General features: G+C 66.8%; 25 protein-coding genes, 1 other RNA gene, 1 pseudogene and 1 riboswitch. Of the genes and pseudogenes, 7 read left to right on the forward strand and 20 right to left on the reverse strand.

The window, feature by feature from the left end; all coding sequences use genetic code 11:
• Positions 1–196 precede the first annotated feature (196 nt).
• The 7 genes from cobC to AC1DKD_RS00975 form a co-directional block, all read right to left on the reverse strand.
• On the reverse strand, positions 197–772 hold the full coding sequence (gene cobC / locus AC1DKD_RS00945; RefSeq protein WP_477142835.1) for an alpha-ribazole phosphatase: 576 nt from the start codon (positions 770–772) through the stop codon (positions 197–199).
• A complete protein-coding gene (locus AC1DKD_RS00950; RefSeq protein ID WP_477142836.1) occupies positions 757–1,521 on the reverse strand; it encodes an adenosylcobinamide-GDP ribazoletransferase in 765 nt (254 codons plus the stop codon). The genes cobC and AC1DKD_RS00950 overlap by 16 nt, the downstream gene beginning before the upstream one ends.
• A gap of 28 nt (positions 1,522–1,549) precedes the next feature.
• Entirely contained in the window at positions 1,550–2,590 is a 1,041-nt protein-coding gene (gene cobT / locus AC1DKD_RS00955; protein ID WP_441625321.1) for a nicotinate-nucleotide--dimethylbenzimidazole phosphoribosyltransferase, read from the reverse strand.
• A gap of 61 nt (positions 2,591–2,651) precedes the next feature.
• A complete protein-coding gene (gene cobO / locus AC1DKD_RS00960; RefSeq protein WP_477111117.1) occupies positions 2,652–3,293 on the reverse strand; it encodes a cob(I)yrinic acid a,c-diamide adenosyltransferase in 642 nt (213 codons plus the stop codon).
• The gene (locus AC1DKD_RS00965) at positions 3,286–4,122 is read right to left on the reverse strand and encodes an ABC transporter ATP-binding protein (protein WP_477111116.1); all 837 of its coding nucleotides are present in this window, start codon (positions 4,120–4,122) and stop codon (positions 3,286–3,288) included. Before AC1DKD_RS00965 ends, cobO begins: the two co-directional genes overlap by 8 nt.
• 5 nt (positions 4,123–4,127) lie before the next feature.
• Positions 4,128–5,126 carry a FecCD family ABC transporter permease gene (locus AC1DKD_RS00970; protein ID WP_477142837.1) on the reverse strand — a complete coding sequence of 333 codons (999 nt, stop codon included), beginning with the start codon at positions 5,124–5,126 and terminating at the stop codon, positions 4,128–4,130.
• 15 nt (positions 5,127–5,141) lie between these two features.
• Entirely contained in the window at positions 5,142–7,103 is a 1,962-nt protein-coding gene (locus AC1DKD_RS00975) for a TonB-dependent receptor plug domain-containing protein (protein ID WP_441625329.1), read from the reverse strand.
• A 95-nt stretch (positions 7,104–7,198) separates the two neighbouring features.
• Positions 7,199–7,442, reverse strand: a riboswitch (cobalamin riboswitch).
• Between the two features lie 219 nt (positions 7,443–7,661).
• Here AC1DKD_RS00975 and AC1DKD_RS00980 point away from each other — a divergent pair.
• The 6 genes from AC1DKD_RS00980 to AC1DKD_RS01005 all read left to right on the forward strand — a co-directional run bounded on the left by AC1DKD_RS00980 (position 7,662) and on the right by AC1DKD_RS01005 (position 11,281).
• A complete protein-coding gene (locus AC1DKD_RS00980; protein ID WP_045235926.1) occupies positions 7,662–7,979 on the forward strand; it encodes a hypothetical protein in 318 nt (105 codons plus the stop codon).
• Positions 7,976–8,317: a cell division protein ZapA gene (locus AC1DKD_RS00985; RefSeq protein ID WP_441625331.1), complete on the forward strand. Its 342-nt coding sequence runs from the start codon at positions 7,976–7,978 to the stop codon at positions 8,315–8,317. Before AC1DKD_RS00980 ends, AC1DKD_RS00985 begins: the two co-directional genes overlap by 4 nt.
• Positions 8,318–8,602: 285 nt before the next feature.
• A non-coding RNA gene (gene ssrS / locus AC1DKD_RS00990) (6S RNA) lies at positions 8,603–8,813 on the forward strand.
• A 202-nt stretch (positions 8,814–9,015) separates the two neighbouring features.
• On the forward strand, positions 9,016–9,510 hold the full coding sequence (locus AC1DKD_RS00995) for an EVE domain-containing protein (RefSeq protein WP_441625333.1): 495 nt from the start codon (positions 9,016–9,018) through the stop codon (positions 9,508–9,510).
• A 136-nt stretch (positions 9,511–9,646) separates the two neighbouring features.
• The gene (locus tag AC1DKD_RS01000; protein WP_441625335.1) at positions 9,647–10,459 is read left to right on the forward strand and encodes a sulfite exporter TauE/SafE family protein; all 813 of its coding nucleotides are present in this window, start codon (positions 9,647–9,649) and stop codon (positions 10,457–10,459) included.
• A 120-nt stretch (positions 10,460–10,579) separates the two neighbouring features.
• Positions 10,580–11,281 (forward strand): SIMPL domain-containing protein, encoded by a 702-nt coding sequence (locus AC1DKD_RS01005; protein WP_477142838.1) that lies wholly within the window; start codon positions 10,580–10,582, stop codon positions 11,279–11,281.
• 78 nt (positions 11,282–11,359) lie between these two features.
• Here AC1DKD_RS01005 and AC1DKD_RS01010 read toward each other — a convergent pair whose 3' ends face one another.
• From AC1DKD_RS01010 to AC1DKD_RS01050, 9 genes and pseudogenes are all read right to left on the reverse strand, one after another.
• Positions 11,360–12,010, reverse strand: coding sequence for a nucleotidyltransferase family protein (locus AC1DKD_RS01010; RefSeq protein ID WP_441625337.1), 651 nt, complete (start codon positions 12,008–12,010; stop codon positions 11,360–11,362).
• Entirely contained in the window at positions 12,007–12,480 is a 474-nt protein-coding gene (locus AC1DKD_RS01015) for a YHS domain-containing protein (RefSeq protein WP_477142839.1), read from the reverse strand. The genes AC1DKD_RS01010 and AC1DKD_RS01015 overlap by 4 nt, the downstream gene beginning before the upstream one ends.
• Before the next feature lie 352 nt (positions 12,481–12,832).
• Positions 12,833–13,009, reverse strand: a pseudogene (locus tag AC1DKD_RS01020) (XdhC family protein); the annotation flags it as partial.
• Between the two features lie 4 nt (positions 13,010–13,013).
• Entirely contained in the window at positions 13,014–14,213 is a 1,200-nt protein-coding gene (locus AC1DKD_RS01025; RefSeq protein ID WP_477111114.1) for a vWA domain-containing protein, read from the reverse strand.
• Entirely contained in the window at positions 14,207–15,100 is an 894-nt protein-coding gene (locus tag AC1DKD_RS01030) for an AAA family ATPase (protein ID WP_441625343.1), read from the reverse strand. Before AC1DKD_RS01030 ends, AC1DKD_RS01025 begins: the two co-directional genes overlap by 7 nt.
• 19 nt (positions 15,101–15,119) lie before the next feature.
• Positions 15,120–15,713: an SRPBCC family protein gene (locus tag AC1DKD_RS01035; protein WP_441625345.1), complete on the reverse strand. Its 594-nt coding sequence runs from the start codon at positions 15,711–15,713 to the stop codon at positions 15,120–15,122.
• 67 nt (positions 15,714–15,780) lie between these two features.
• Positions 15,781–18,195 (reverse strand): aerobic carbon-monoxide dehydrogenase large subunit, encoded by a 2,415-nt coding sequence (locus AC1DKD_RS01040; RefSeq protein WP_477111113.1) that lies wholly within the window; start codon positions 18,193–18,195, stop codon positions 15,781–15,783.
• 36 nt (positions 18,196–18,231) lie between these two features.
• A complete protein-coding gene (locus tag AC1DKD_RS01045) occupies positions 18,232–18,750 on the reverse strand; it encodes a (2Fe-2S)-binding protein (RefSeq protein ID WP_441625349.1) in 519 nt (172 codons plus the stop codon).
• Positions 18,751–18,794: 44 nt separating this feature from the next.
• Positions 18,795–19,661 (reverse strand): FAD binding domain-containing protein, encoded by an 867-nt coding sequence (locus tag AC1DKD_RS01050; protein WP_477111112.1) that lies wholly within the window; start codon positions 19,659–19,661, stop codon positions 18,795–18,797.
• A 240-nt stretch (positions 19,662–19,901) separates the two neighbouring features.
• On the opposite strand from AC1DKD_RS01050, the gene AC1DKD_RS01055 reads away from it, so the two are divergent.
• On the forward strand, positions 19,902–20,711 hold the full coding sequence (locus AC1DKD_RS01055; RefSeq protein WP_477111111.1) for a LytR/AlgR family response regulator transcription factor: 810 nt from the start codon (positions 19,902–19,904) through the stop codon (positions 20,709–20,711).
• Positions 20,712–20,762: 51 nt separating this feature from the next.
• On the opposite strand, the gene AC1DKD_RS01060 is transcribed toward AC1DKD_RS01055, so the two are convergent.
• The 4 genes from AC1DKD_RS01060 to AC1DKD_RS01075 all read right to left on the reverse strand — a co-directional run bounded on the left by AC1DKD_RS01060 (position 20,763) and on the right by AC1DKD_RS01075 (position 25,754).
• Positions 20,763–22,316: a malonate--CoA ligase gene (locus AC1DKD_RS01060; protein WP_441625513.1), complete on the reverse strand. Its 1,554-nt coding sequence runs from the start codon at positions 22,314–22,316 to the stop codon at positions 20,763–20,765.
• Between the two features lie 75 nt (positions 22,317–22,391).
• Complete coding sequence (locus AC1DKD_RS01065) at positions 22,392–23,174, reverse strand: enoyl-CoA hydratase/isomerase family protein (RefSeq protein ID WP_477111110.1); 783 nt, start codon at positions 23,172–23,174, stop codon at positions 22,392–22,394.
• A 43-nt stretch (positions 23,175–23,217) separates the two neighbouring features.
• Complete coding sequence (locus AC1DKD_RS01070; protein ID WP_441625357.1) at positions 23,218–24,204, reverse strand: Bug family tripartite tricarboxylate transporter substrate binding protein; 987 nt, start codon at positions 24,202–24,204, stop codon at positions 23,218–23,220.
• Positions 24,205–24,296: 92 nt separating this feature from the next.
• A complete protein-coding gene (locus AC1DKD_RS01075) occupies positions 24,297–25,754 on the reverse strand; it encodes a malonyl-CoA decarboxylase domain-containing protein (RefSeq protein ID WP_477111109.1) in 1,458 nt (485 codons plus the stop codon).
• Positions 25,755–25,759 lie beyond the last annotated feature (5 nt).

Here is a 25,759-nt window from a genome sequence, read left to right on the forward strand (position 1 = left end):
GGCGATGCGAGTTTGGGTCCCGGCCGCTCTTTTCGCCGGATCCCGAGGGGGTGTCGCCCCATCCGGCGCGCCTTCTTTGCCTACTTTCTTGGCAAGACAAGAAAGTAGGTCGCCTCCCCGCAGGGGAGGTGAAACTGCCTTTGACTTTAAGCCTTTGACTCTAAGCCTTTGAAGTCAGCCGGTTCCCCCCACCCCGTCAAACCCGGTTCCACCACCGCAGCCGCGGCACGGCGCCGCCGATCGTGAAACGGCAACTCGCTCCAAAGCCAAGATCCCATCCCAGCGTAGTGGCCAACGGTACGCCAAGCCAGTGCGCCGCCAGCATGCGCATCGGCCCCGCATGGGCCACTACCCACAAACGATCCGGCGCGCCCGCCGGCAAGGCATCAGCCCATGCCGCCACACGCGCCATCGCCTCGGCCACCGTCTCGCCGCCGTGAGGCCTGGCATGCAGCAGATCCGCGGCCCACGCCTCCACCTCCGCGCGCGGCACGRCATCCCACGCACAGCCCTCCCACCTGCCGAAATCCAGCTCACGCAACCGCGCATCGGTCTCGAGCGGCAGCCCGAGGTCCCGCGCCAGCAACGCCGCTGTAGCGCGAGCGCGCGCCATCGTGCTGCTGACGATGCGCTGCGGCACCAGGCCATCGAGCATCGACAACATGCGAGCGGGTTCGGGTTCCACTGGTTGCGCAAGCGGCAAATCGAGCGCCCCGTAGCAAACGCCCTGCGCAACCTCAGGCCGCGCGTGCCGGATCAGGACCAGGTCCATGCCGCKGCYACSAGATAGATCRACAAYTCSGCMAGCTGYTGSGCCATGCCGAGRCAATCMCCGGTRTAGCCGCCGATACGGCGCACGTAATAACGCCCAAGCAGGAAACGCAGCACCACCAACGCCACCATCACCACGGCGGCAAACGGCAGCGACACCAGCAACAGCGGCAAGGCACCGCACAGCAGCGTGAACACCAGGCCGATGCCCGACAGCCGCTGCGCCACCGGCTTCGCCTTACCCTCGGCGCGCACGTAGTCCAGCGTGGCCAGATAGCTCACCGCCATCGCGCGGCTGGCCGCATGCGCGGCCACCAGCACCAGCAGCAGCTCCACCATGCCGCTACGCGCAGCAATCGCCACCAGCAACTGCCACTTGAGCAGCAGCGCCACCACCAGCGCGATAGCGCCGAACGCGCCAATGCGCGAGTCGTGCATGATGCGTAGCACATCCTCGCGCCGGTAGCCGCCGCCGAAGGCATCGATGCAGTCGGCCAGGCCGTCTTCGTGGAAGGCGCCTGTCACCAGCAGCGTCACTGCCATGCCCAGCAGCAGCGCCACGCCGGGCGGCCACCATTGCAGTGCGCCCCAGCTCGCCAGCGCGCCGAGCGCGCCCACCAGCAGCCCCACCAGCGGGAAATAGCGCGCCGCCGCGTTCAGGTAGTGCGGCGCAAAGCCAACCCAGCGCGGCACGGGCACCCGCGTGAAGTAGCCAACGGCGGTCAGGAAATAGCGGATTTCATCGAGCATGGGCCATTGTGGCAGGATTGCCGCCGCGCTAGGCGGAAGCCGTGCTGACGCCGGCGGCGCCGAAGGTCGCCATCTCGCGCAGGAAGGCCGCGGCCGAGGCCACCAGCGGATAGGCCAGCGCGGCGCCGGTGCCCTCGCCCAGGCGCAGGTCCAGGGCCAGCAGCGGTTCCGCGCCGAAATGCTCGAGCAGCCGGCGATGGCCGTGCTCATGCGAGCAATGCGAAAACACGCAGTACTGCAGCACCTCGGGAGCAAGGCGCTGCGCCACCAGCAGCGCGGCCGAAGCAATAAAGCCGTCGACCAGGATCACCATCCGGCTGGCCGCCGCGGCCAGGAAAGCGCCGGTCATCATGGCGATCTCGAAACCGCCGAATGCCGCGAGTACGTCGAGCGGCTCCACGGCATCGGCATGAAGGGCCAGCGCCTGCGACAGCACAGCCCGCTTGCGTGCCAGGCCGGCATCGTCCAGGCCGGTGCCACGGCCAATGCAATCGTCGATCGGCGTGCCGGTCAGCCGGCTCACCAGGCAAGCGGCCGACGAGGTATTGGCAATGCCCATCTCCCCGAAGCCGATCACGTTGCTGCCCTCTTGCGCGTGGCGCAGCACGCGCGCCATGCCGGCGGTGAGCGCCGCCTGCACCTGCTCCGCGGTCATCGCGCGCTCTTGCGCGAAATTGCGCGTGCCCGCCGCGATGCGGCAGTTGACCAGACCAGGCGCGGACGGCAGCGGCGCGCGCACGCCGGCGTCCACCACCTCCAGCGCCAGCCCGTGCAGACGCGAGAACACATTGATGGCCGCGCCGCCGGCCAGGAAATTGAGCACCATCTGCGCCGTCACTTCGGCCGGATAGGCGCTCACGCCGGCGTCGGCCACGCCGTGGTCGCCGGCGAACACGATCACGGCCGGTCGCTTGAGTTCAGGCGTGCCGCCGCCGGTGATCAGGCCGATCTGCAGGGCCAGGTCTTCGAGCCGGCCGAGCGCGCCGAGCGGCTTGGTCTTGGCATCGATGGCGGCTTGCAGCGCCGGGCGCAGGGAGGCGTCGAGCGGGGCAATGTAGGGTAATTGCATGATGTTCGTCGCAGTGATTGGCTGAATGACAAATGGCACAAATGCACAAATGGCCGGAGCCTTACATCTCTACGCCGCGCTGCGCCTTGATGCCCTGCTGGAAGGCGTGCTTGACCGGCGTCATGTCGGTCACGGTGTCCGCCGCCTCGATCAGCGCAGGCGGCGCGCCGCGGCCGGTGATCACCACATGCTGCATCGGCGGGCGCGCGCGCAGGTCGGCGATCACGGTGTCGACATCGAGATAATGCAGCTTGAGCGCGATATTGAGTTCGTCCAGCAGCACCAGCCCGACCGACGGGTCGCGCAGCAGCCCGCGCGCCACCTCCCACGCCGCCTGGGCCTTGGCCACATCGCGCGCGCGGTCCTGGGTTTCCCAGGTGTAGCCCTCGCCCATCACGTGGAAGGCGCACTGGTCCGGAAAACGCCGCAGGAACAGTTCCTCGCCGCTGGGAATCGCACCCTTGATGAATTGCACCACGCCGGCCTGCATGCCGTGGCCGAGCGCGCGCACCACCATGCCAAAGCCGGAGCTGGACTTGCCCTTGCCGTTGCCGGTGGTGATCACGATGACGCCGCGCTCGTCCTGGGCCGCGGCGATCTTGGCGTCCACGACATCCTTCTTGCGCGCCATGCGCGCCTTGTGGCGTTCGTCGCGGGCGGCGTCTTCGTTCGTGGAGGGGGCGTTGGCCTGGGGTTCAGTCATATTGATTTCCGTCTTGTTCCGGATGAGTGGCGCCGTCGGCAATCAGCGCGGTATGGTGGCCGTCGCTGACACTGACAATCGGCGTGCGCAGCGCGTGCGAGCAATACGCGGGAGTCAGTACTTCCGACGCGGGGCCATGCAGGCAGAGGCCGTCCTCGGCCAGCAGCAAGGCATGGGTCGCGTAGCGCCGCGCCAGGTTGAGGTCGTGCAGGATCACCACGACAGCGTGGCGGCCGGCGCGTGCCAGCCGGGTCAGGGTTTCCAGCACCATGATCTGGTGGCGCAGGTCCAGGTGGGCGGCCGGTTCGTCGAGCAGCAGCAGCGGCGCCTGTTGCGCCAGCGTGGCGGCCAGCGAGACGCGCTGGCGTTCGCCGCCGGACAGGGTCAGCACATCGCGCCCGGCCAGCCCGTCGAGATCCAGTTCGCGGATGACCGCGGCGACCACCGCATCGTCCTCGCGGCCGGACCAGCCCCAGCCCGATAGGTGCGGATGGCGGCCCACGGCCACGGCGTCGCGCACCGACATCGAAAAGGTATCGTGCACCGCCTGCGGCAGATAGGCGCGGCGCAACGCCAGCGCGGCCGGCGCGATCTCCAGTGGCGCGCGGCCGTCGAGCAGCACCGCGCCGCCGTCGGGCTTGCGCAGTCCGGCCAGCACCGACATCAGCGTGGACTTGCCGACGCCGTTCGGGCCGACGATGCACCAGAGTTCGCCGGCCTGGATGGTCAGGCTCAGGCCATCGAGCAAGGCGCGTTTGCCAGCGCGCAGCTGCAAGGACTGCAGCACCAGCGGCGGACAAGGCGAGACGGGTTGGTTCCAGCTCGTCATGGGGATCAGCGCGGCCTGCGCAACAGCAAGAAGAGAAAAGTCGGCACGCCCAGCAGCGCCGTGATCAYGCCCACCGGCAACTGCGCGGGCGCGATCACCGTGCGCGCCACCAGGTCGGCGGCCATCAGCAGCGCGCCGCCGAGCAAGGCCGAGGCTGGCAACAACAGGCGCTGGTCGTTGCCCCAGGCCAGGCGCACCAGATGCGGCACCACCAGGCCGACAAAGCCGATCGAGCCGGCGGACGTGATGGCCACCGCGATGGCCAGCGAGGCCAGCACGAACACCGACATCCGCACGGCGCCGACGCGCACGCCCAGCGCCTGCGCTACCGTCTCGCCCAGCAGCATGGCATTGAGCGAGCGCGCCAGCGGCATCGCCAGCAGCACGGCCAACGCCAGGGCACCCAGCGCGAGCCCGTAGCTGGCGGTACCGCCAAGATCGCCGGTCAGCCAGAACAACATGCCACGCAGCCGCGCTTCGGGCGCCACGCTCAGGATCAGGGTAATCAGCGCGCCCCAGCCCGCGGCCAGGATCACGCCGGTGAGAAGCAGGCGCGAGCCGGCCTCATGGTGGCCGCCCTGCACCTGCGGGTGCAGCAGGTCGCGCCGGGCCAGCGTGGCCACCAGCAGCATCGAGAACAGCGCGCCGCCCGCTGCACCGGCCTGCACCGTCCACAGCGGCCACATCATCAGCATGGCGGTGAGCGCGCCGGTGGCCGCGCCGCCCGAGACGCCCAGCACATAGGGCTCGGCCAGCGGATTGCGCAGCAGCACCTGCATCAGCGCGCCGGTCAGCGCCAGCAGGCCGCCGCAGGCGAAGGCGGCCGCCGCGCGCGGCAGCCGCAGCTCACGCACGATCGCGCCGGCGGTATCGTCGGTGGCGCCTGACAGCGCCTGCCAGACCTGCGTGCCCGACAGCGGCACGCTGCCCACCGCCAGGGACAGCAGGAACACCGCCACGCCGGCGGCGGCAAGCATCAGCCAGACGGCTAGCGCGCGACGCATCTCAGGCGGCCGCCATCACTGGCGCCAGCCCAGCGTGATAAAGCCGGCGCGTCCCTGCGTGTTGTAGGGATAGGCGAGCTGGTAGTTCTTGTCGAACAGGTTTTCCACGCGGGCGGCAACGAACCATTGCTTGTCGATGTTGTAACGGGCAGTGAGGTTGACGATACCGTATCCGCCCAGGGTACGCGATCCGCTATCGAGGCGGGCCGACGAAACAATCCACTCGCCGCCCAGGCGGAAGGCGCCGAACTGGCGGCCCACGTCGAAGGCGGCATGGCGGCGCGCGCGGCGCAGCAACTGCGTATTGCTCTGCTCGTCCACCGGGTTCTGGAAGGTCACGCTGGCGCCCACATCGGTGCCCATCAGCCTGGCGCGCCACGAGGCTTCGATGCCCTGCACCTTGGCCTTGTTGATATTCTGCGCCAGGAACAAGCCGTTGGGCTGCAACGCGGCGGTGATCAGGTTGTCGTAGCGGGTCTCGAACGCGGTCACGCGCAGCAGGCCGGCGCTGTCCGTGCTGTACTGCGCGCCCAGCTCGACCGACTTGGCGCGCTCGGGCTGGATGCCGGGCTGGCCATAGTTGGGATAGTACAGTTCGTTGAAGGTGGGCGCGCGGAAGGCATTGCTGGCGTTGGCGATCAGCTTGAACGCCTCGGTCACGTTATAGCCGTAGCCGGCGAAATAGCTCGCCTGGCTGCCGAAATCCGAGTAATGGTCGTTGCGCGCATTGAGCTGCAGCTGGTGCTTGCCCAGCCGGCCATCGTAGCCGCCGAACACCGACATGATATTGCGGCCCGGCGCGCCATACGTGTTCGAGCTGAATTCCTGCTGCGCATACTCCGTGCCGAACAGCAGCTTATGGGTGGGCGCCAGCGCATATTCGTTCTGCCACGTGTACTGGCGGTTGCGCGTGTTGAAGTTGCTGTTGAACAGTCCGTTCAGGGTGTTTTCGCTATTGTCCCCGCTCTGCGCGATCTTGAAATGCGTGGTCCAGTCCCGGGTGAACTTGCCGTTGACAAAGGCGGATACGGTGTACAACTCGCTGTTCATCCACCAGACATCGGTCGGTTTGCCTGTCGTGGTGTCGTAGGAGAGCTTGCTCTTCGAGTAGTAGGCGGTGACGCCGGCGTCCCAGTCGCTGGTGAAACGATGCTTCACCTGGCCCGATACGCTCTTGTTGTCATACGGGTTGTCGTTCGGGTTCGGGCCTGTGCCCTTCTTTGCCTTGGCCGGATTGTCACCGTTCCATTGGGCCGCATTGATCGCCGAAAAACCGTCTGTCTTGACGGCCGATCCGGTGATATTGAACGAGGTATCGCCCACCTGGCCGCCGTAGCCCACCGTGCCCTGGCGCGTATTGTTGCTGCCGTATTCGATCTGAGCGTTGGCTGCGGGAGCCTGGCCCGCACCGCTCTTGGTGAAGATCTGCACCACGCCGCCGATCGCATCCGAGCCATAGAGCGCCGAGACATTGCCGCGCACGATCTCGATATGGTCGATCTGGTCGGGCAGGATATTCGAGAGCTGGGCCGTGCCGCTGCTGGCAGCCGAGATCCGCACGCCGTCGATCAGGATCAGCGTCTGGTTGGAGTTGGCCCCGCGCATGAACAGGCTGGTATTGGCACCCAGGCCGCCGTTGGCGGCAAACTCCACGCCGGCCTGCGTGCGCAGCAACGAGCGCAGGTCGATGGCTTGCGAGTTGACGATGTCCTGCTGGGTCACTACGGTGGTATGCGGCAGCGCCTCGGTCAACGGCTGGACAGTGCGGGTGGCAGTGACCACCACCGGGTCTAGTTGCGCATCGGCCGCGGGCTGCGAGGCGGATTGTCCGGCGGACTGGGCCATGGCGATGCCAGGCGCGCTCACGGCAAGCAAGGCGGCAAGCGCTGCGGGCAGTTGCCGGGAGACGAAGACGGGGGCGGTGTGACGGCGCGCCGGCAATGCCGGACGGCTCGACCTGTAGGACGATGAGCGCATGATGCGATTGTGGGAGAGATCTGCCTGGTCCGTTCCCCCGCGGACCGTCTGGCGACGAAGCACGCCGCCGGTTCCCGCAAAAAGACAGCAAAAGGCAGCGCACTCTCATCCAGGCCGGTATCCGGGCTGGCGACACCAGTCCGACCGCCTTCCCGAACCTTGCGGTTCAGTGGCTTGTGGGTCGGCCTTGCGATCTTGCGATCGCGGTCGCTTACCGTTGCGGGGGCAGCACAGGTTGGCACGGCCCCGCCCTGGCGGCGGCGGCTGGCTCCCTGTTTCCCGTTGAACTGCAACCCTGTAGTGAATAGGATTACGAGCACCTGGAACGTGCGCGAGTGTAGGCAGTTTCAGGGCAAGCGTCAATGCCGCGTGATTCCGGCGGAAAACCAGTGGCGGGCGCCTGAAAACAGGCATAAAGCCGTCGCCCGGAATGCCGTTAAGCGACGATGCATGCAACTTCGGCGCGCAGGCCCGGTCACACACACCTGCGTTCGCCGTCCTCACGATAGCGCTTGGGCTAAAATCCCAAAAYCCGAGACCCTAGATATGACAGGCTCTATGCTCACCGAACTCGAACAACTCGCCGCCAAGATCGGGCGTGTGCTGCACCATGCCGATACCCTTGCGGCGGAGAACCAGCGGCTGCGCGAGGAGATCGAACGCCTGCAGGCCGAGGCCAGCCAGCTGCGCGGCGACCGCGAAGCCATGGCGGCAGACCGCGAGCTGCTCAATATCAAGATCGAGGAAGCGCAGTTGCGCATCCAGTCGATCCTCGACAAGCTGCCCACCGCCAGCGACGCCCGCCAGCTCGACCTGCTGGGCGAAGGCGAGGCGGCCAGCCGCGCCGATCACAAGGCTCCCGGAGAAAACGCATGAGCAACAAGCAAGTCGAAGTGAACATTGCCGGCCAGTCCTACCGTTTCGCCATTTCGCCCGACAATGAAGCCGCGCTGCTGGAAGCCGTGGCACTGGTAGACGACCAGATGACCCGCCTCAAGGGCGGCGTGTCCGCCAAAGGCGTGGAACGCGTTGCCGTGATGGCCGCCATCAGCATCGCCTCCGACCTGCTCTCGCTCAAGCGCAAGCAGCAGGAGGAYGGCGCGATTCCCGTCGATGCCGTGCGCGCGCGCATTCGCGAACTCAACGAACGCGCGGACGAAGCCCTGCGGCAGTACGCGCACGTGGGTACCAATGCGCCCGCGCCGCGCAACTGAACGCACCGCAGGCGGTGTACCGCACGGCACAGGGGAGCCGCGATGTGCCCGACATGCCGCGCGCGTCAGCAAAATGTAACGACACGCAACGACGGGCTTGGTATGGAAAGCGGTGCGGTGTATAGTGGAGCCAAGCCGCACCAAGCCACATAGTTGCGGCACCTTAGGTCGGGTTATCGCGCCTGACCGCCGTTTTCATCCCATCCAAGTTCGAAACGGCAAACGTCTGACAGCCCTCCCGGAGCCGTTGTGTTCGGTAGTGCAATAAAGGTCAGACGTTTGACAGTTTCCCTGCCTGGTTCGTCAGGATCATATTCCTTGAACCGATAAGCATTTGTTGGTGCGGGATTATGCCGTGTGGGCGAGCGCGTCGCTTGGTTCATAGTCGCAGTCTGGACTCCCTGAAACAGTGATGTACCCGAAATGCGGCTTCCGCAGCCACTCTGAACCTCACTTGGGTTCAGGATGCCGATCCAGCGGCCGAGGCGGGGACCCCTCTAAAGGCGGTGGTTTTTTAACCACCGCCTTTTCCTTTTGTGCCGCGCTTTCTTGCGCCGCCATGTTTCCCTCCTGCGCCCTGCCCCCGCTTCCTTGCTGATGCGCGCCCACGCCGGCCCGCGTCGGGCAAACGGTTTTCTTTTGGCCGGGCTTGCTGCACCATAGCGCTGTCGCCAACGTCACGCCTGCCCTGCCTGCCCATGAGCCGATCCACGCAAGCCAATGCCACCACGCGCGCCCGCCAGTACTGGCTGATGAAATCGGAACCCGACGAGGCCAGCATCGATACCCTGGCCGAGCGTGGCACCTTGCCATGGACCGGCGTGCGCAATTATCAGGCACGCAACTTCATGCGCGACGCCATGCGCATCGGCGACGGCGTGCTGTTCTATCACTCCTCCTGCCCGCAGCCCGGCATTGCCGGCCTGGCCGAAGTCAGCTCGCAGCCCTATCCCGATCCCACCCAGTTCGACCCGAAGAGCGACTACTACGATGCCGCCGCCAAGCCCGATGCACCGCGCTGGATGCTGGTCGACGTGCGCTTTGTCGGCAAGGGCCCGCTGATCTCGCTCGCCGACCTGCGCGCGCACGAGGAACTGGCGGACATGGCCGTGCTACGCCGCGGCAACCGCTTGTCGATCACGCCGGTGACGCCGGCCGAATGGCGTTTCATTACCACGAATCTGATGCGCTGATGCGCTGAAACGCTTCAAAGATGCGGCGCGGCTGCGGCCGCCCACCATGGCGGGCAGCACTGACGGTCACACAGGCGGCATGACACAATGGCTGCCGACTACATAACTACAACACCAATAAGGCCGATTCCGCATCATGAGTTTTTCCCTGATTCCCGGGCTATTGCTGCTCGGCGCCTTCACCGGTTTTTGCGCCGGCTTGCTCGGCGTCGGCGGCGGCATGCTGATGGTGCCCTTCCTCACGCTGCTGTTCACCGCCATGGCCTTCCCGCATGAGGCCATCGTCCATATGGCGATCGCCACTTCCATGGCGACCATCCTGTTCACTTCGCTGTCCTCGGTACGTGCCCATCACAAGCGCGGCATGGTGCGATGGAAACTGGTGCTCGCGCTGGCCCCGGGCATCCTGATCGGCGGCATGATCGGGGGCGGCAAGGTCTTCGCGGCGCTCAAGACGAGCTGGCTGTCGCTGCTGTTCGCGGTGTTTGTCGGTTTCTCCGCGTGGCAAATGCTGCGCAACCGCAAGCCCGCCCCGCACCGGCAGCTCCCCGGCACGCCGGGCATGCTGGGCGCCGGCGGGGTGATCGGCTTCCTGTCCAGCCTGGTCGGCGCGGGGGGCGGTTTTGTCTCGGTGCCGTTCATGACCTGGTGCAACGTGCCCATCCACAACGCCGTGGCCACCTCGGCCGCGCTCGGCTTTCCCATCGCCGTGGCGAGCGTGATCGGCTATGTATGGAGCGGGCTGGGCCAGGGCGGGCTCCCGGCGGGTTCGCTCGGCTACATCTATCTGCCAGCGCTGGCGGTGATCGCCGTGGCCAGCGTGCTGACCGCGCCGCTGGGGGCGCGCACCGCGCACCGCATGGATGTCGGGCAACTCAAGAAGGTCTTCGCCTGCCTGCTGTTCAGTCTTGCGGCCTATATGCTGTGGAAGGCCTGGCACGCGTTCTGAGCGGCGGCTTGGGCGGTGCAGCGCAGCGGATACATGTAGATACAACGTCGATCGCAAGGTAACGGAACGATCACCTCGGCCGCGCGTCTGATTTGCATCGCCAAGAAAGGGAGAATCCTGATGAAACAACTGCTTGCCGCCACGCTGCTCGGTACCACCGCCATGGTTGCCTCCGCCCAGGGTGGTGGCCCGACCCACGACCCGGCGCCCGCCGGCGTGCTGTCGCTGTCCGCCCAGGCCGCCACCGAGGTACCCACCGACGTGGTGCACATGACACTGGCAGCCGAACAGGAAGGCGCGGAGCCCGGCGCGATTTCCTCGTCGCTGWCGGCGAAGACGCAGGAAGTGATTGCCCAGGCAAAGCGGACCAGCGGCGTGCAGGCGCAATCAGGCGGCTTCACCATTTATCCGTCCAACGACAAGAACGGGCGCATCAGCACCTGGCGCGGCCGCGCCGAGGTGATTCTGGAGTCGCGTGATTTCTCCGCGGTGTCCAAGCTCGCGGGTCAGCTCGCCGGCCAGATGCAGGTGCAGAACATCAGCTTCTCGCTGTCGCGCGAAGCCCGCCACGCCGCCGAGGCCAAGCTGACCGAGCAGGCCGTGGCCTCCTTCCGCGAAAAAGCGCAGGCCACCACCAAACTGTTCGGCTACGGCAGCTACACCATCCGTGAAGTCCAGGTGAGCGAAGCCGGCGCCGTGCAGCCGATGCCGCGCATGTACGCGGCCAAGGCCATGATGGCCGATTCCGCGCCGGTGCCGGTAGAGGGCGGCAAGGCCCAGGTCACGGTGACGGTAAACGGTTCGGTGCAGATGCTGAAGTAAATCCCGCGCGTCCGGACCAGGACGAACCACACACGGGTCAAACGGGCCTCTTCCGCGCAGCGGGAGAGGCCCGTTTTCCTATGCGCGAGCCGTGCTGCCAACGCGCAGCCGCTCCACGATGCGGGCGTAGTCCTCCGGTGTATCCATGTCGGTGGTGAAGCGGTCGTGGCTGGCTTCATGGACGAAGACTTCGTCCGGATGGTCGGCGATCAGTTTGCGGCAGCCGGGATTGACGTGCCCCGCCACCACCTCGGCGGCATAGCTGGCGGAAAAGGCGACCGGGTTGCCCCGCTGCCCCGCGAATACCGGGACCAGGATCGAGCCGCGCGGCATGGCGCCGAAGGCGTCCACCAGCTCCCGGTAATCGCCGGCCTCCAGCAAGACCTGGTCGGCCAGGCAGACCAGCACCACGCTGCACGGCAGCCGCAGCGCGGCGACGCCGGCGGCCACCGAGGTCATCTGGCCCTCCTCGTAGCGCGGATTGGGCTGGAAGCCGACTGGCAGGTCCTCAAGCGATTCGATCACCGCGCGGCCCTGGAAGCCGGTCACCACGACAAGCTGTTGCGGTCCCGCCGCAAGCACGGCGCGTACGGTACGCCTGACCGCGGGTTGCCCTGCCACCGGCAGCAGCAGCTTGTGCCTGTCCCCCATCCTCGATGACATGCCGGCGGCCAGCACGACCGCCGAGAAGGCAGGCAGCGCGGTCGCAGTCTCGCTCATGTCGTTCATGTCGTTTCCCGCTGCCGCGCGATCGCCAGGTACTTGCCCGGCTCGCGCTCGAATTCCACCTTGCAGCCGTCGCAGCAGAAATACAGGCGCTGCCCGCCGTAGTCGACAACATACTTCGCAGAAGCGATATCGATCTCCATCCCGCAGACCGGGTTCACGTAGCGCACCGGCATCGGCTCGACCGATGCCATCGACTCGCACGGACGCACCACGGGCAGCTTGTCGGCCGGCCCCGCGCCCGACACCTCGGCCGCCCGCTCCTGCTCCAGCAGGCGGCGCAGCATCACCAGTCCCGCGACCGCGCCCAGCGCGATCTCCTGCGGGGTCCGCGCATGGATACAGGGTCCGGCCGGCGCATGCAGCGCGGCCAGCCGTTCCGGGGCGATGCCGCGCGCGCGCATGGCCTCGCGCAGCTTGTCCGCCTTGCGCTGGCTGGCTACCAGCAGGACCGCCGCTGCAGGGCTGCGCATGGCGGCTTCCAGGGCATCCTCGTCCCCGTCGCCCTGAGTGGCCACCAGGACTAGTTGCGGATCCAGCAATGCAAAGGCCGCATAGCGGCACGGTTACCTTCGCCGCGGCGGCAACGCTCAGCCCCATGCGCTGCGCGAGCACGCAGGCCTCCAGCGCGGTGGGCGTCGCGCCAAGCACCAGCACCACGGGCGGCGGCAGCGTCGGCTGGATGAACAGTTCGATGGTGCCGTTGCTCGCGCACGGCATGGCGTGGTTTTCCACATCCGCCTCCGGCGCCGCGGGCGCGTTGCTGATGCGAAGCAGCTTGGGCTGCCCCGAACGGATTGCCTCCAGCGCGGCCTGGATCACGATGGCGCGGGAACAGCCGCCGCCAATCCAGCCGTGCAACGCGCCATCGGCTTCCACCAGCGCCTGCGCGCCTACCCAGGCCGAGGTAGGCGGCTGCGCCCGTATCACGGTGGTGACGGCGAACGGCAGCGAGGCTTCGATCAGCCGTTGCTCTAGTTGCAGGAGAGTATCGTCGTTCATTGCTTCATTGCAGAATGGACAGCACTTGTGGCAGCACTTGCTGAAGACTTGCGAGATCGCGCGCGCCGGCCAGCAGGTCGATATACGGCAGCGCTGCCAACATGCCGGCGCTGGTCAGCGTAAAGCCGGGCTGGCCCGCGAGCGGATTGAGCCAGACCAGGGTGCGGCAACGCCGCCGGATCCTGTGCAGCGACTGCCGCAGCAACGCCGGCGCGCCGGCATCGTAGCCGTCGCTGACGATGACGACGGCGGTGCGCGAGTGCAGCAGCGCCGCGGCATGCTGCCGGTTGAATTCATCCAGGCTTTCGCCGATGCGCGTGCCGCCCGCCCACCCCGCCGACAGAAGCGCCAGCCGCTCCTGCGAGCGCCAGGGATCCGGATCGCGCAGCGCCTGCGCGATACCCACCAGCCGCGTATGGAAGATGAAGCAATGCACGTCGGAAACGCGCGCGCTCAACACCCGTGCAAGCCGGAGAAAGAAGAAGCTGTACAGGCTCATCGAGCGGCTCACATCCAGCAGCAGCATGATGCGGGGACGCCGCCGCTGCGGGCGCCGCCAGGCCAGGTCCAGCGGCAGGCCGCCGCGCGACACGCTGCGTCGGATCGTCGACGGCATGTCGATCACGCGGCCGGACACGGCGCGGCGTTCGCGGCGTGTCTGTATGCCGCGCAGCCGCTGCGCGAAGCGCCGCATCGCCTCGTCGATGGCGAACAGTGCATCGGGCTGGTTGAGATGGCGAAAATCCGCGTGGGCGAGCGAGGCCTCGTCCGAGACGCCGCGCGCGGCCGCGCTGCCCATACCGGTCGTGTCGTCGCCATATCCACCGGGTGCCAGCGGCGTGCCTTCGCTGTCGTCGGGCCGGCCGCCGTCGCGCTGCCGCGCCATGCGGCCAGCGCCGCCCGCATGGGCCCGCACCAGCGCGCGGCGGTTCGGCCTGAGGAAGTAGGCGTCGAACAGCGCATCGAAGCGGCGCCATTCCTCGGCGCGCGAGCACAACAGCGCGCGCAGGCTCCAGCGCAGCAGCTGGCTATCCATCTGCCCCATGCGCTGCGCCACCTCCATCGCGGCGGCCATCTCGCTGCTGGTGATGCCAAAGCCGTTGGCGCGCAGCCATCCCGCGAACCCGGCATAGCGGGATTCGAGCATGGCACCGAGACTTTGCGCAGGCGCCCGTTCGTCGGCGCAAGGGATGGCGGTCAGCATGCTGCGGCCAGCTTTTCCACGACCGGACGGGTCAGCCCGGCCTGGTCCGCGCGCGTCTTGACGAGGGCGGAGAGGGAATCCATGATCCGCTCGACGCCGCCGGCGTCGAGCGCGCTGATGCCCAGCCGAAGCAGGGCCGACACCCAGTCGAGCGTCTCGGCAAGGCCGGGCCGCTTCTGCATATCCATCTGCCGCAAGGCCTGCACGAACTCGACGACCTGGCGCGCGAGCTTCTCCGGCACCTCCGGCACCTGCATGCGCACGATCAGCAGTTCCTTGTCGAAGCTCGGATAGTCCACATACTGGTACAGGCAGCGGCGGCGCAGCGCATCGGAGATCTCGCGCGTGCCGTTCGAGGTCAGGATCACGAAGGGACGCTCCGCCGCGCGGATCACGCCGAGCTCCGGAATCGACATCTGGAAGTCCGACAGCAACTCCAGCAAGTACGCTTCAAACGCTTCGTCCGTACGGTCTATCTCGTCGATCAGCAGCACCGGCGCCGGCGTCGTGGTGATCGCCTCCAGCAATGGCCGCTTCAACAAGTAGCGCTCGGAGAAAATGTCCTGCTCCTTGTCCGGGACCGGGCGTTCGTCCTGCTCCAGCAGCTTGATCGCCAGCAACTGGTGCTGGTAGTTCCACTCGTAGAGCGCCGAATGCGCGTCCAGCCCTTCATAGCACTGCAGGCGGATCAGGCGCGTGTCCAGYAAGCGCGCTAGCGCTTTCGCGACCTCGGTCTTGCCGACGCCCGCCTCGCCCTCCAGCAACAGGGGACGGCGCATCTCCATGGTCAGCAGCAGGGTCGCCGCGAAGCTGCGCTCGGCAATATAGCCATGCCGCTCCAGGCGCTGCTGCAGCGATATCACGTCGTTCATGCGGCCGGTGGTCATGGCGGGCTCGGGCATCCGGTCAGGTGGCCTTGCGGGAAAAGATCCCGCGCACCCAGTCGCGCAGCATGGCCCAGGCAAGCGCCAGGCCGTTCAACCCGGCTTGCGGCGCGGCCGCCTCCGGCACGGGGGTATCGGCGGCATCCGCAGCGGGCCGTGCCCGCGGCGCCTGCACAAGCGCCGCGAAATTGGCAGCGAATTGCTTGAGGATCTGGTCCCCCACCGCGTTCATCATCCGTCCGCCAAACGCGGCCGCCTTCCCGCTCATTGTCACCTCACTCCTGCCGGCCAGCTCGCAAGCCGCGCCYGCCGCCCGCACGGTCGCGAGCAGGTCCATCGACGCGGCGGAAGAGCCCGTCGAATCCGCGCCCTTGCCGGCCAGATGCAGGCTTCGCGCGGCCGGATCGAGGCCAAGCACTTCGATATCGCCCTTGAACGACATCGTGGCGGGGCCGAGTCGAACGACAATCGTCCCCTTGTAGTGCGTGGCATCCACGCGCTCGGTGATCGTCGCGCCCGGCATGCACGCGGCCACGGCCTCGACGTCCCGCAGGGAATGCCACGCGGCATCGACCGTGGATGCCAGCGGAAATACCTTTTCGAGTACGACTTTCATCGGGCTGTCCTCGAGTTCGTGAGCCGCCGCCGGCCACCGCACGCGGCGCGATGGCGGGCTCCTGGCGTCAGCGCTCCGCCAGCCCGAGCGCGCGGCTTTGCTGCCAGACGCGATAGGCGCTGTGGGGCATGTTCATATGCGTGACACCCAGGTGCGCGAAGGCATCGACCACCGCCGAGGTGAAGCACGGGATCGAGCCGACGTGCGGCGATTCGGCCACGCCTTTCGCGCCAATAGGGTGATGCGGCGACGGCGTGACAGTGAAATCGGTATCCCAGTGCGGCGTTTCGATCGCGGTCGGGATGAAGTAGTCCATCAGCGTGGCGCCCAGCAGGTTGCCGGCTTCGTCGTAGGGCATCTCCTGCCCCATCGCCACGGCGAAGCCCTCCGTCAGCCCGCCGTGGATCTGCCCTTCGATGATCATCGGGTTGATGCGCGTGCCGCAGTCATCCAGCGCGTAGAAGCGGCGCACCCGCGTCTCGCCCGAGTAGCGGTTGATATCGAGCACGCAAACGTAGGCGCCGAACGGGAAGGTGAAGTTGGGCGGATCGTAGTAGTCCACCGCTTCCAGCCCCATTTCCATGCCTTCCGGCACGTTGTTGTAGGCGGCCCATGCGACCTCCTTCAAGGTCTTGAACTGTCCGGGCGAACCCTTCAGGGCAAAGCGGTCCAGGTCGAACTCGACATCGTCCGGGCCGACCTCGAACAGGTGCGCGGCGATCAGCCGGGCCTTCTCGCGGATCTTGCGCGCCGCCCGCGCCACCGCCGCGCCGGCAACCGGCGTGGAGCGCGAGCCGTAGGTGCCAAGGCCGTACGGCGCGGTGGACGTATCGCCCTCCTCCACCTGGATCACCGATGCCGGAATGCCGGCCTCCGAAGCAATGATCTGCGCGTAAGTCGTCTGGTGGCCCTGCCCCTGCGTGATCGTGCCCATCCGGGCGATGGCCGAGCCGTCCGGATGCACGCGGATCTCGCACGAATCGAACATGCCGATGCCGAGGATGTCGCACGACTTCGACGGCCCCGCGCCGACAATCTCGGTAAAGGTGCTGACACCGATGCCCATCAGCCACTCGGCATGCTTGTCAGCCCGCCGCGCCGCCTGCTCGGCGCGCAGCGCGGGATAGTCAACGGCGTCCAGTACCTTGCGCAGCGCGGTTTCGTAATCGCCGGAATCGTACTCGAGCCCCAGCGGCGTGAGATACGGGAACTGGTCCTTGCGTATGAAGTTGCGCAGCCGCAGTTCGGTCTTGTCGATGCCAAGCTTCAGGGCCAGCACGTCGAGCATGCGCTCGATCAGGTAGACCGCCTCGGTGACGCGGAACGAGCAGCGGTAGGCCACGCCGCCAGGAAACTTGTTGGTGTAGACGCCATCGACCGAGACGAAGGCGTTGGGGATCGCGTAGGAACCGGTGCACACATGGAACATGCCCGCCGGCCACTTGGTGGGGTCGGCGCACGCGTCGAAGGCGCCATGATCCGCGACGACATGCACGCGCAGTGCCTTGATGCGCCCGTCGCTGTCCGCGGCGAGTTCGCCCTGCATGTGATAGTCGCGGGCAAACGCGGTGGTGCTGAGATTCTCCGCGCGCGATTCGATCCACTTGACCGGCCGCCCGAGCACGATCGATGCCACGATGGAAACGACATAGCCGGGATACACGCCAACCTTGTTGCCGAAGCCACCGCCGATATCCGGCGAGATGATGCGGATCTTCGACTCCGGGATGGCGGACAGCAGGCCAACCACCGTACGCACCACATGCGGCGCCTGCGAGGTGATGTAGACCGTGAGGTCCCCGCGCGCCTTGTCGTAGGACGCCACGCAGCCGCACGTCTCCAGCGGGCACGGATGCACGCGGGGATACAGCATGTCCTGCGTCACGGTGACTTCAGCGTTGTCGAACACGCGGTCGGTCTTGTCCTTGTCGCCGATATTCCACGTAAAGATGTGATTGGGATGCCTGCGCGCGCCATGCGCGCCCGCCTGCTTGTCGCGGATGTCCTCGCGGATCACCGGCGCGTCCGGCGCCAGGGCTTGCAGCGGATCGACCAGCGCGGGCAGTTCCTCGTATTCCACTTCCACCAGTTCCGCGGCATCGGCCGCGACATAGCGGTCGTCGGCCACGACGAACGCCACCTCCTGGTTCTGGAAGCAGACCTTCTCGTCGGCCAGCACCGCCTGCACGTCGCCGGCCAGCGTCGGCATCCAGTGCAGCTTGAGCGGCTTCAGGTCATCGGCGGTCAGCACCGCGTGCACGCCGGGATGCGCGAGCGCGCGCGACTTGTCGATCTTCTTCACGCGCGCATGCGCGTACGGGCTGCGCACCATCACGCCGAACAGCATGCCCGGCATCTTGATGTCATCGACATAGGTGCCCTTGCCCTGCAGGAAGCGCGGATCCTCGCGGCGCTTGCGCGAACAGCCCATGCCTTCCAGCGCGGCCACGCGCTCGGATTCGGCATTCATATTTCCCATCATGCTTCTCCGTTGCGTCGATGTTGGATGACGGCGGGATCACTGCGTCTCGCCCATCAGCGGATGCGAGGTCTGGACCGCCTCGCCGCGCAGCTTGCGCGCGGCGTACTGCACGGCTTTCACGATGTTCTGGTAGCCCGTGCAGCGGCAGAGGTTGCCGGCCATCCAGTAGCGGATCTCCTCCTCGCTCGGGTCGGGGATCTCCTGCAGCAGCCGGTGCGCGCGGATCAGCATGCCGGGCGTGCAGAAGCCGCATTGCAGCGCGTGCTCCTGCATGAAGGCTTCCTGCAGCGCGTGCAGCTCGCCGCCTTGCGCCATGCCTTCCACGGTCAGCAGGTCCGCGCCCTCCGCCTGCACCGTCAGCACCGTGCAGGCCTTGACCGACATGCCGTTCATGTCGACCGTGCAGGCGCCGCAATGCGAAGTCTCGCAGCCGATGTGCGGGCCGGTGTGCAGGCACCGCTCCCGCAATGTGTGGATCAGCAGTTCGCGCGGCTCGACCACCACGTCCGTGTCCTTGCCGTTCAGCCTGAACGACACCATCGTCTTTTTGCTCATGTCGTGCCTCCGGAACCTGCTTATCGGCTTACCGTATCGCCAGTTCAGTGCGCGGCGCGCGAATAAGCAACGCGCAGCGCGCGCTGCGTCATCTCACCCGCCATCGCCGTCTTGTATTCGACGTCGCCGCGCAGGTCCTCGGCCGGGTCGCAGATGGCCATCGCCAGCCGCGCGGCCTCGGCAATGGCGGCATCGTCGAGCGGTTTGCCGCGCAGGTATTGCTCTGCGTCGCTGGCCCTGAGGGCGGTCGGCGCGGCATTGGTCAGCGCGATGCGCACATCCTCCACGGTCTCGCCGCGCATACGCAGCATCACCGCCGTGGCGGCGGTGGCGAAGTCGCCGGATTTGCGCTTGAGCTTGGCGTAGCAATGGCCGCTGCCCGTGGCCCGCACCGGAATGCGGATTTCGGTCAGGATCTCGTCCGCTTCGAGCAGCGTCATGTAGGTGCCGAGAAAGAAGCCGTCGGCCGGCACCACGCGCTCGGCAAGCTTGCCCGCGAGCACGAACGAGGCGTCCAGCGCGATCATCAGCGCCGGATGATCGTTGCCCGGATCGCCGTGCGAGATGTCGCCGCCGAGCGTGCCCCGGTAGCGCACCTGCGGGTCCGAGATCTGGCGCGCGCCTTCGACCAGCAGAGGGCATTTCTCCTGCAACAAGGCCGACCAGATCAGCTCGTTCTCGGTCGTCATGGCACCGATGCGGATCTCGCCACCGTCCTCGCGAATGCCCTTGAGTTCCGCCAGCTTGCCCAGGTCGATCAGGTGGCCGGGCTCGGCGAAGCGCAGCTTCATCATGGGCAGCAGGCTGTGGCCGCCGGCAAGAAGCTTGGCGTCGTCGCCGTACTCTCCGAGCAAGGCGAACGCCTCCGGCAACGTCTTCGGCAAGTGATATTCGAACGGACGAGGTATCACATCGGTCTCCTTGTCATGCGCCAGTTCCCGTCCAGGCCAGCGATGCCCCGGGCGCGCAGTGTTTCTTGCAGCATTTCAGAATGCACCGCAGCAAAGCAATTTGAATTCCCGAACGGCCGTTTTGCCTGCGCCAGGCGTCGGAAACTTGCACGAAATGCAGGTTGCACATACAACAGAAATGCACAAGGGAAATGCCGGGCCAGGCGCACGAGGGGCCCCATGAATGACCAGGAGATGTGAATGGACCGCCATGCGCCCTTCACCGTGACGACGCCCGATGCGCGTCGCCAGGAGACGTTCCAGCACAAACTGGAGCAGTTCAATCCGGGCATCGTCTGGCTCGATGCGCAGGGGCATGTCACCGCGTTCAACGATGTGGCGATGCAAATCCTGGGCCCCGCCAGCGAGCAGTCGCTGGGCGTCAGCCAGGACAAGCTGATCGGGATCGATGTGTTGCAGTTGCACCCGGAGAAGAGCCGGGAGAAGCTGCGCTTCCTGCTTCAGGCGGAGGACGCCAGCGGATGCCCGGTGAAGTCGCCTCCGCCGCTCGCCATGATGATCAACATCCCCGACCGGATCCTGCTGATCAAGGTGTCCAAGATGACGGCCTCGGGCGGTATCTGCGGCACCTGCATGATTTTCTACGACGTGACGGATCTCACGACGGAACCGGATGAACAGCGCGCGGGCGGCAACGTGCCGTCGCCGCGGCGGCTATTCAAGATTCCCGTGTACCGCAAGAACCGCGTGATCCTGGTGGACCTGAAGGACATCGTGCGGTTCCAGGGCGATGGCCACTACACGACGATCGTGACCAGGGACGAGCGCTACCTGTCCAATCTCTCGCTGACGGATCTTGAGCATCGCCTGGATGACAGCGTCTACCTGCGCGTCCACCGCAGCCATATCGTCAGCCTTCCGCACGCGATCGAAGTGATCCGGTCGGAAGAGCATATCCAGCTGGTGATGGACGATGCGGAACACACGCTGGTGCCGGTGAGCCGGTCGAAGGCCACGCAACTGAAGGAGTGGCTCGGCGTGACCTGGTGAGCCAGGCCGGCATGACAGCGAGGCGGCGGCCCTGACCGCCGCCTCGCAGGCTTACAGCGCCGCGAACTGCTGGCGCAGCACGTTCTTCTGCACCTTGCCCATGGTGTTGCGCGGCAGTTCATCGACCAGGTGCACGCGCTTGGGCACCTTGAAGTTGGCGATGCGGCCCTTGAGCGAGCCGATCAGGATGGACTCGTCGAGCTCCGCGCCCGGCTTGCCGACCACCACCGCTACCACCGCTTCGCCGAAGTCGGCATGCGGCACGCCGATCACGGCGCTTTCCGCCACGCCCGGCATCTCGTCGATAAAGCTCTCGATCTCCTTCGGATAGACGTTGTAGCCGCCGGAGATGATCAGGTCCTTGCTGCGGCCGACGATGGTCAGGTAGTCGTCCGGCACCTTGCGCTCGCCGGCCTGGCTGACGATGGCGCCACCAAAGCGGCCCACGTCGCCGGTCTTGAACCAGCCGTCCTCGGTGAACTCTTCCTGCGTCTTTTCCGGCATGCGCCAGTAGCCATGGAACACGTTGGGTCCGCGCACCTCCACGTTGCCGATCTCGCCGGCCGCGCAAACCTTGCCGTCGCCATCCACCACGCGCACGGAAACGCCCGGCAGCGCCTTGCCGACGGTGCCGCCGATGCGCTCGCCGGCATCCGCCTCGTAAGGGTTGGAGACCAGCATCACGGTCTCGCTCATGCCGTAACGCTCCAGGATGGTGTGCCCGGTACGCTCGCGGAAGGCGTCGAAGGTCTCCATCAGCAGCGGCGCCGAGCCGGACACGAACAGCCGCATGCGGCGGCAGGTATCGTCGTCGAAGCGCGCCTCCTGCAGCATGCGCACGTAGTAGGTGGGCACGCCCATCATCACGGTGGAACGCGGCAGGAATTTCAGCACCTGGGCCATGTCGAGCCTGGGCGCCCAGATCATCTTGGCGCCGGCCAGCAGCGCGCCATGCGAAGCCACGAAGAGGCCGTGCACGTGGAAGATCGGCAGCATGTGCAGCAGCACGTCGTCGCTGCGCCAGCCCCAGTATTCGTGCAGCGTCTTCGCGTTGGAAGCGAGGTTGCCGTGGCTCAGCATGGCGCCCTTGCTGCGCCCGGTGGTGCCCGAGGTGTACAGGATGGCGGCAAGATCGCCGGCGCCGCGCGCCACGGTGGCGAAGCTGTCCGGCTGCGCGGCGGCGCGGGACAGCAGCGAGCCCGAGCGGTCGTCGTCCAGCGTGAACACATGCTGCGTGCCGTGGCGGAACGCCACTTTGGAAACCCAGCCGAAGTTAGCGCTACTGCACACCACCACCGCCGGCTCCGCATTGCCGACGAAATAATCGATCTCGGCCTCCTGGTAGGCGGTATTGAGCGGCAGGTAGACGTAGCCGGCGCGCAGCGTGGCCAGGTACAGGAACAGCGCCTCGGGCGACTTCTCCACCTGCACCGCCACGCGCGCGCCCTCGGGCAGCTTGAGCGCGGTCAGCAGGTTGGCCATCCGGGCGGTGGCGCGGTCGAGGTCGTCCCAGCTGTAGTAGAGGCCGTCGTGGGTCTCGATGCAGCAGGCACTGCGATCCGCCGGAAAGCGGGATTCAAATAGGGCGAACAGGTTGGCGTTCATGTTGCGGAAGATAAAAAACGGAATCGGCAATAGCATGGGCATCCCGATCAATAGCCGGCAATGATAGGCCCGTTGCTACTGCCCGGTAAAGCGCGGCGGCCGGCGCGCCAGGAATGCGGCCACGCCTTCGGCATGGTCGCTGCTGCCGCCATAGCGGAAGTGCGCCTCCAGCTCCGCCGCGCTCAGCGGCTCGGGGGCCGGCGCGAGACGCCGGATGCTCTCCTTGTTGATACGTGCAGCCAACGGCGCGCCCGCGACGATACGCTTCACCGTGGCGGCCACTTCCTCGCCGAGCGCCGTGGCCGGCACCACGCGCGTCAGCAGCCCCTTGTCGCGCGCCTCGGCGGCGTCGAACACGCGCCCCTCCAGCAGGATCTCCAGCGTCACCGCGCGGCCAGCCAGGGCCAGCAGCCCCGTCAGTTCGCCGGGGGCCATGGGAAAGCCGAGACGGTTGATCGGCACGCCGAAGCGACTGTCGCCGGCGGCGATGCGCAGGTCGCAATGGCAGGCGATCTCCAGCCCGCCGCCCACGCAAACCCCCTCGATCATCGCCACCGTGGGATGGAGGCAGCCGGCGATGGCGGCCAGTGCCGGCGCGATCACCGCCACGTGATAGCGGCGCAGCGCGGCGGCGTCGCCCCGCTCCCCGGGAAACTCGGCGATGTCGGCGCCGGCGGCGAAGTTGCCATCGGCGCCGCGTATCACCACGCAGCGCAGCGACGGATCGGCCGACAGCTGCGCAAAACCCTCCGCCAGCGCGCGCCACATCGCCACCGAGATCGCATTGAGCTTGCCCGCATGCGACAGCGTGACGGTGGCCACGTCACCGTCGCGCGCGAACTCCACCGCGCCGCTCATGCCTGCGCTCCACGCGCACCAGGATGCATTGGTCGAGTCCTCATCAGTCGATCTTGGCGCCGGACAGCTGCACCACCTGCCCCCAGCGCTTGATCTCGGCGCGCTGGAACTGGGCAAACTGCTCTTGCGTGTAGGCCGGCGTATCGGAGCCGTTGGCAAGCCAGATCTGTTTCATCTCCGGCGTGTTCAGTGCCTTTTCCACTTCGGTGTAGAGCTTGTCTACGATGTCCTTGGGCGTGCCCTTGGGCACCCACATCGCATACCAGGTGGAAACTTCATAGTTGGGCACACCCGCCTCGGCGGCGGTTGGCACATTCGGGAAAGCGGCCGAACGCTTGGAGGAAGCCACCGCCAGCGGCTTGATGCGGCCGGCGCGGATATGCTGGGCCGAGGAGCCGAGCCCGTCGAAGTCCATGTCGACCTGGCCCGCAATCAGGTCGGACAGCGCAGGACCCGCGCCCTTGTAGGGAATATGCGTGATGAAGGTCTTGGTCTGCAGCTTGAACAGCTCGCCCGCGAGGTGGTGGGAGGAGCCATTGCCGGCCGAGGCGTAGTTCAGTTTGCCAGGGTTCTTCTTGGCATAGTCAATCAGTTCGCCCAGCGTGTTGGCGCTCACCTTGGCCGGGTTCACCACGATCACCTGCGGTGGCTGCGCGATCACCGTGACGGGGATGAAATCCTTCTCGATGTCATAGTCGAGCTTCTTGTAGAACGACGGCGCAATGGCATGATGGGCGCCGCCGATAAACACGGTATAGCCATCCGGCGCGGCCTTGGATGCAATGCTGGCGCCCACCGTCCCGCCAGCGCCACCGCGATTGTCGATCACGAACTGCTTGCCGAGCTGCTTGGAGAGCTGGGCGGTAAGGGGACGGGCGAAGGCATCGGTGCCGCCGCCGGCGGGGAACGGCACGATCACGGTGATCGGCTTGGACGGCCAGGTGTCGGCCTGCGCCACGGGAGCAACCGCGCCGAGACCCGCGCCAAGCGCGCAAGCCAGCCCTGCCAGTTGAAACTGACGACGATTCATGAACCTATCTCCTCTCTCTTATGCTGCGGAAAGTCAAATGAAGGACTGCTGAATGGCCCGTGAAAATGGCCCTGTTTACGACCTGACGAGGGTCACAACAGCTTGCTCACCGCGCGACTGATCCGCGGGTTGCCGTTGCCGAGGCGAACCAGATTGTCATCCAGCGCCTCGGTCGCGTAAAGGTAGTTCACCATCATGCCGCACGACTGCGCGCGCCCCTTGCGCGACAGGTCGGCGGCCCAGTTCAGGCGCTCCACGCAGGCGCCATTGCCCAGGTGGAAGCGTGCCACAGGGTCGGCCGGCAGCGCCTGCTGGCGCTCGCGCACCAGGTAGTGCGCGGCCAGCGCCAGCGCTGTGTCGCGCACCAGTACGTCCTCGGAATCCGCCGGCAGCGCCGCCAGCCAGCCTGCGCCGTCGGCGGGCGGGGCGCCGTGCCGCTCGCTCCAGCGCGCCAGGCGCTTGTCGCCCAGCACCTTGCCCACCGACTCGCCGTCGCGCTTGCGCAGCCAGTCGGCAAAGCCGGGAATTGGGGACAGCGTGGCGAACTGCTTGAGCTTGGGAAACTCGCGCTGCAACTCCTCGATCACGCGCTTGAGCAGGAAATTGCCAAAGCTCACGCCGCGCAAGCCCGCCTGCGTATTGGAGATGGAATAGAAGATGGCCCACTTCACGCGGCGCAGGTCTTCCAGCGGCGCGGCCTCGTCCAGCAGCGCATGGACGTTTGCCGCCATCTCGGGCACGAAGGCCACCTCGACAAAGATCAGTGGCTCGCGCGGCATGCGCGGATGGAAGAAGGCATAGCAGCGCCGGTCCGAATCGAGCCGGTTGCGCAAATCCGCCCAGGAGGCGATCTCGTGCACGGCTTCGTAGCGGATCAGCTTCTCCAGCAGCGAGGCCGGCGAGTCCCAGGTGATCGGCTGCAATTCGAGCAGGCCGACGTCGAACCAGTTGGAGAACAGCGCTTCGAGATCGTCGTCGAGCGGGTGCGGGCCCGGCACGCGCTTATGCCAGCGCAGCATGTCGGCGCGCAAGCCGATCAGGAAATGCAGGCCGCACACGCTGGCGCCCTGCTGGCCRTGCAAGGCGGCCAGGCGCTTGAAGAAACGGATGCGCGCGGTCGACATGGCTTGCGGCAGGCCGGCGGCCGCTTTGGCGGCCTTGCCGTCCTCGCCCGCCTCCGTGCTGCCATTGGCCGCGACTTCCGCCAGCACGGCGAGCATGGCCTGGCGCGCATCGTCGCCCGCCGCCTCGTACTCGGCGCGCCAGGTCTGCGCGGCGGTGTTGGCGGCGCCGTCGGTCAGGCGCGCGTCAAAGCACAGGCGCAGTTGCTCGCGCTGCCTGCGCAGCACACGGGCCGGCAAGGTCACKGGCCCGGCGTCCGCCTTGGCAGCGATGCCGGCATCGGGCCTCGCGTTGCCATCGCGCTCGCCCTTGCGGCCCCACCAGCGGCCGAAGCGCGACAACAGGGTCTCGCCCGAGGGCTCGGGCCCGCTGAGGGGAGCACTGACGGGAGCACTGGCTTTCTGTTCGCTGTTGCTGAGGGTATCCATGGGGT

The organism is Cupriavidus sp. 05T313, from assembly GCF_056396665.1.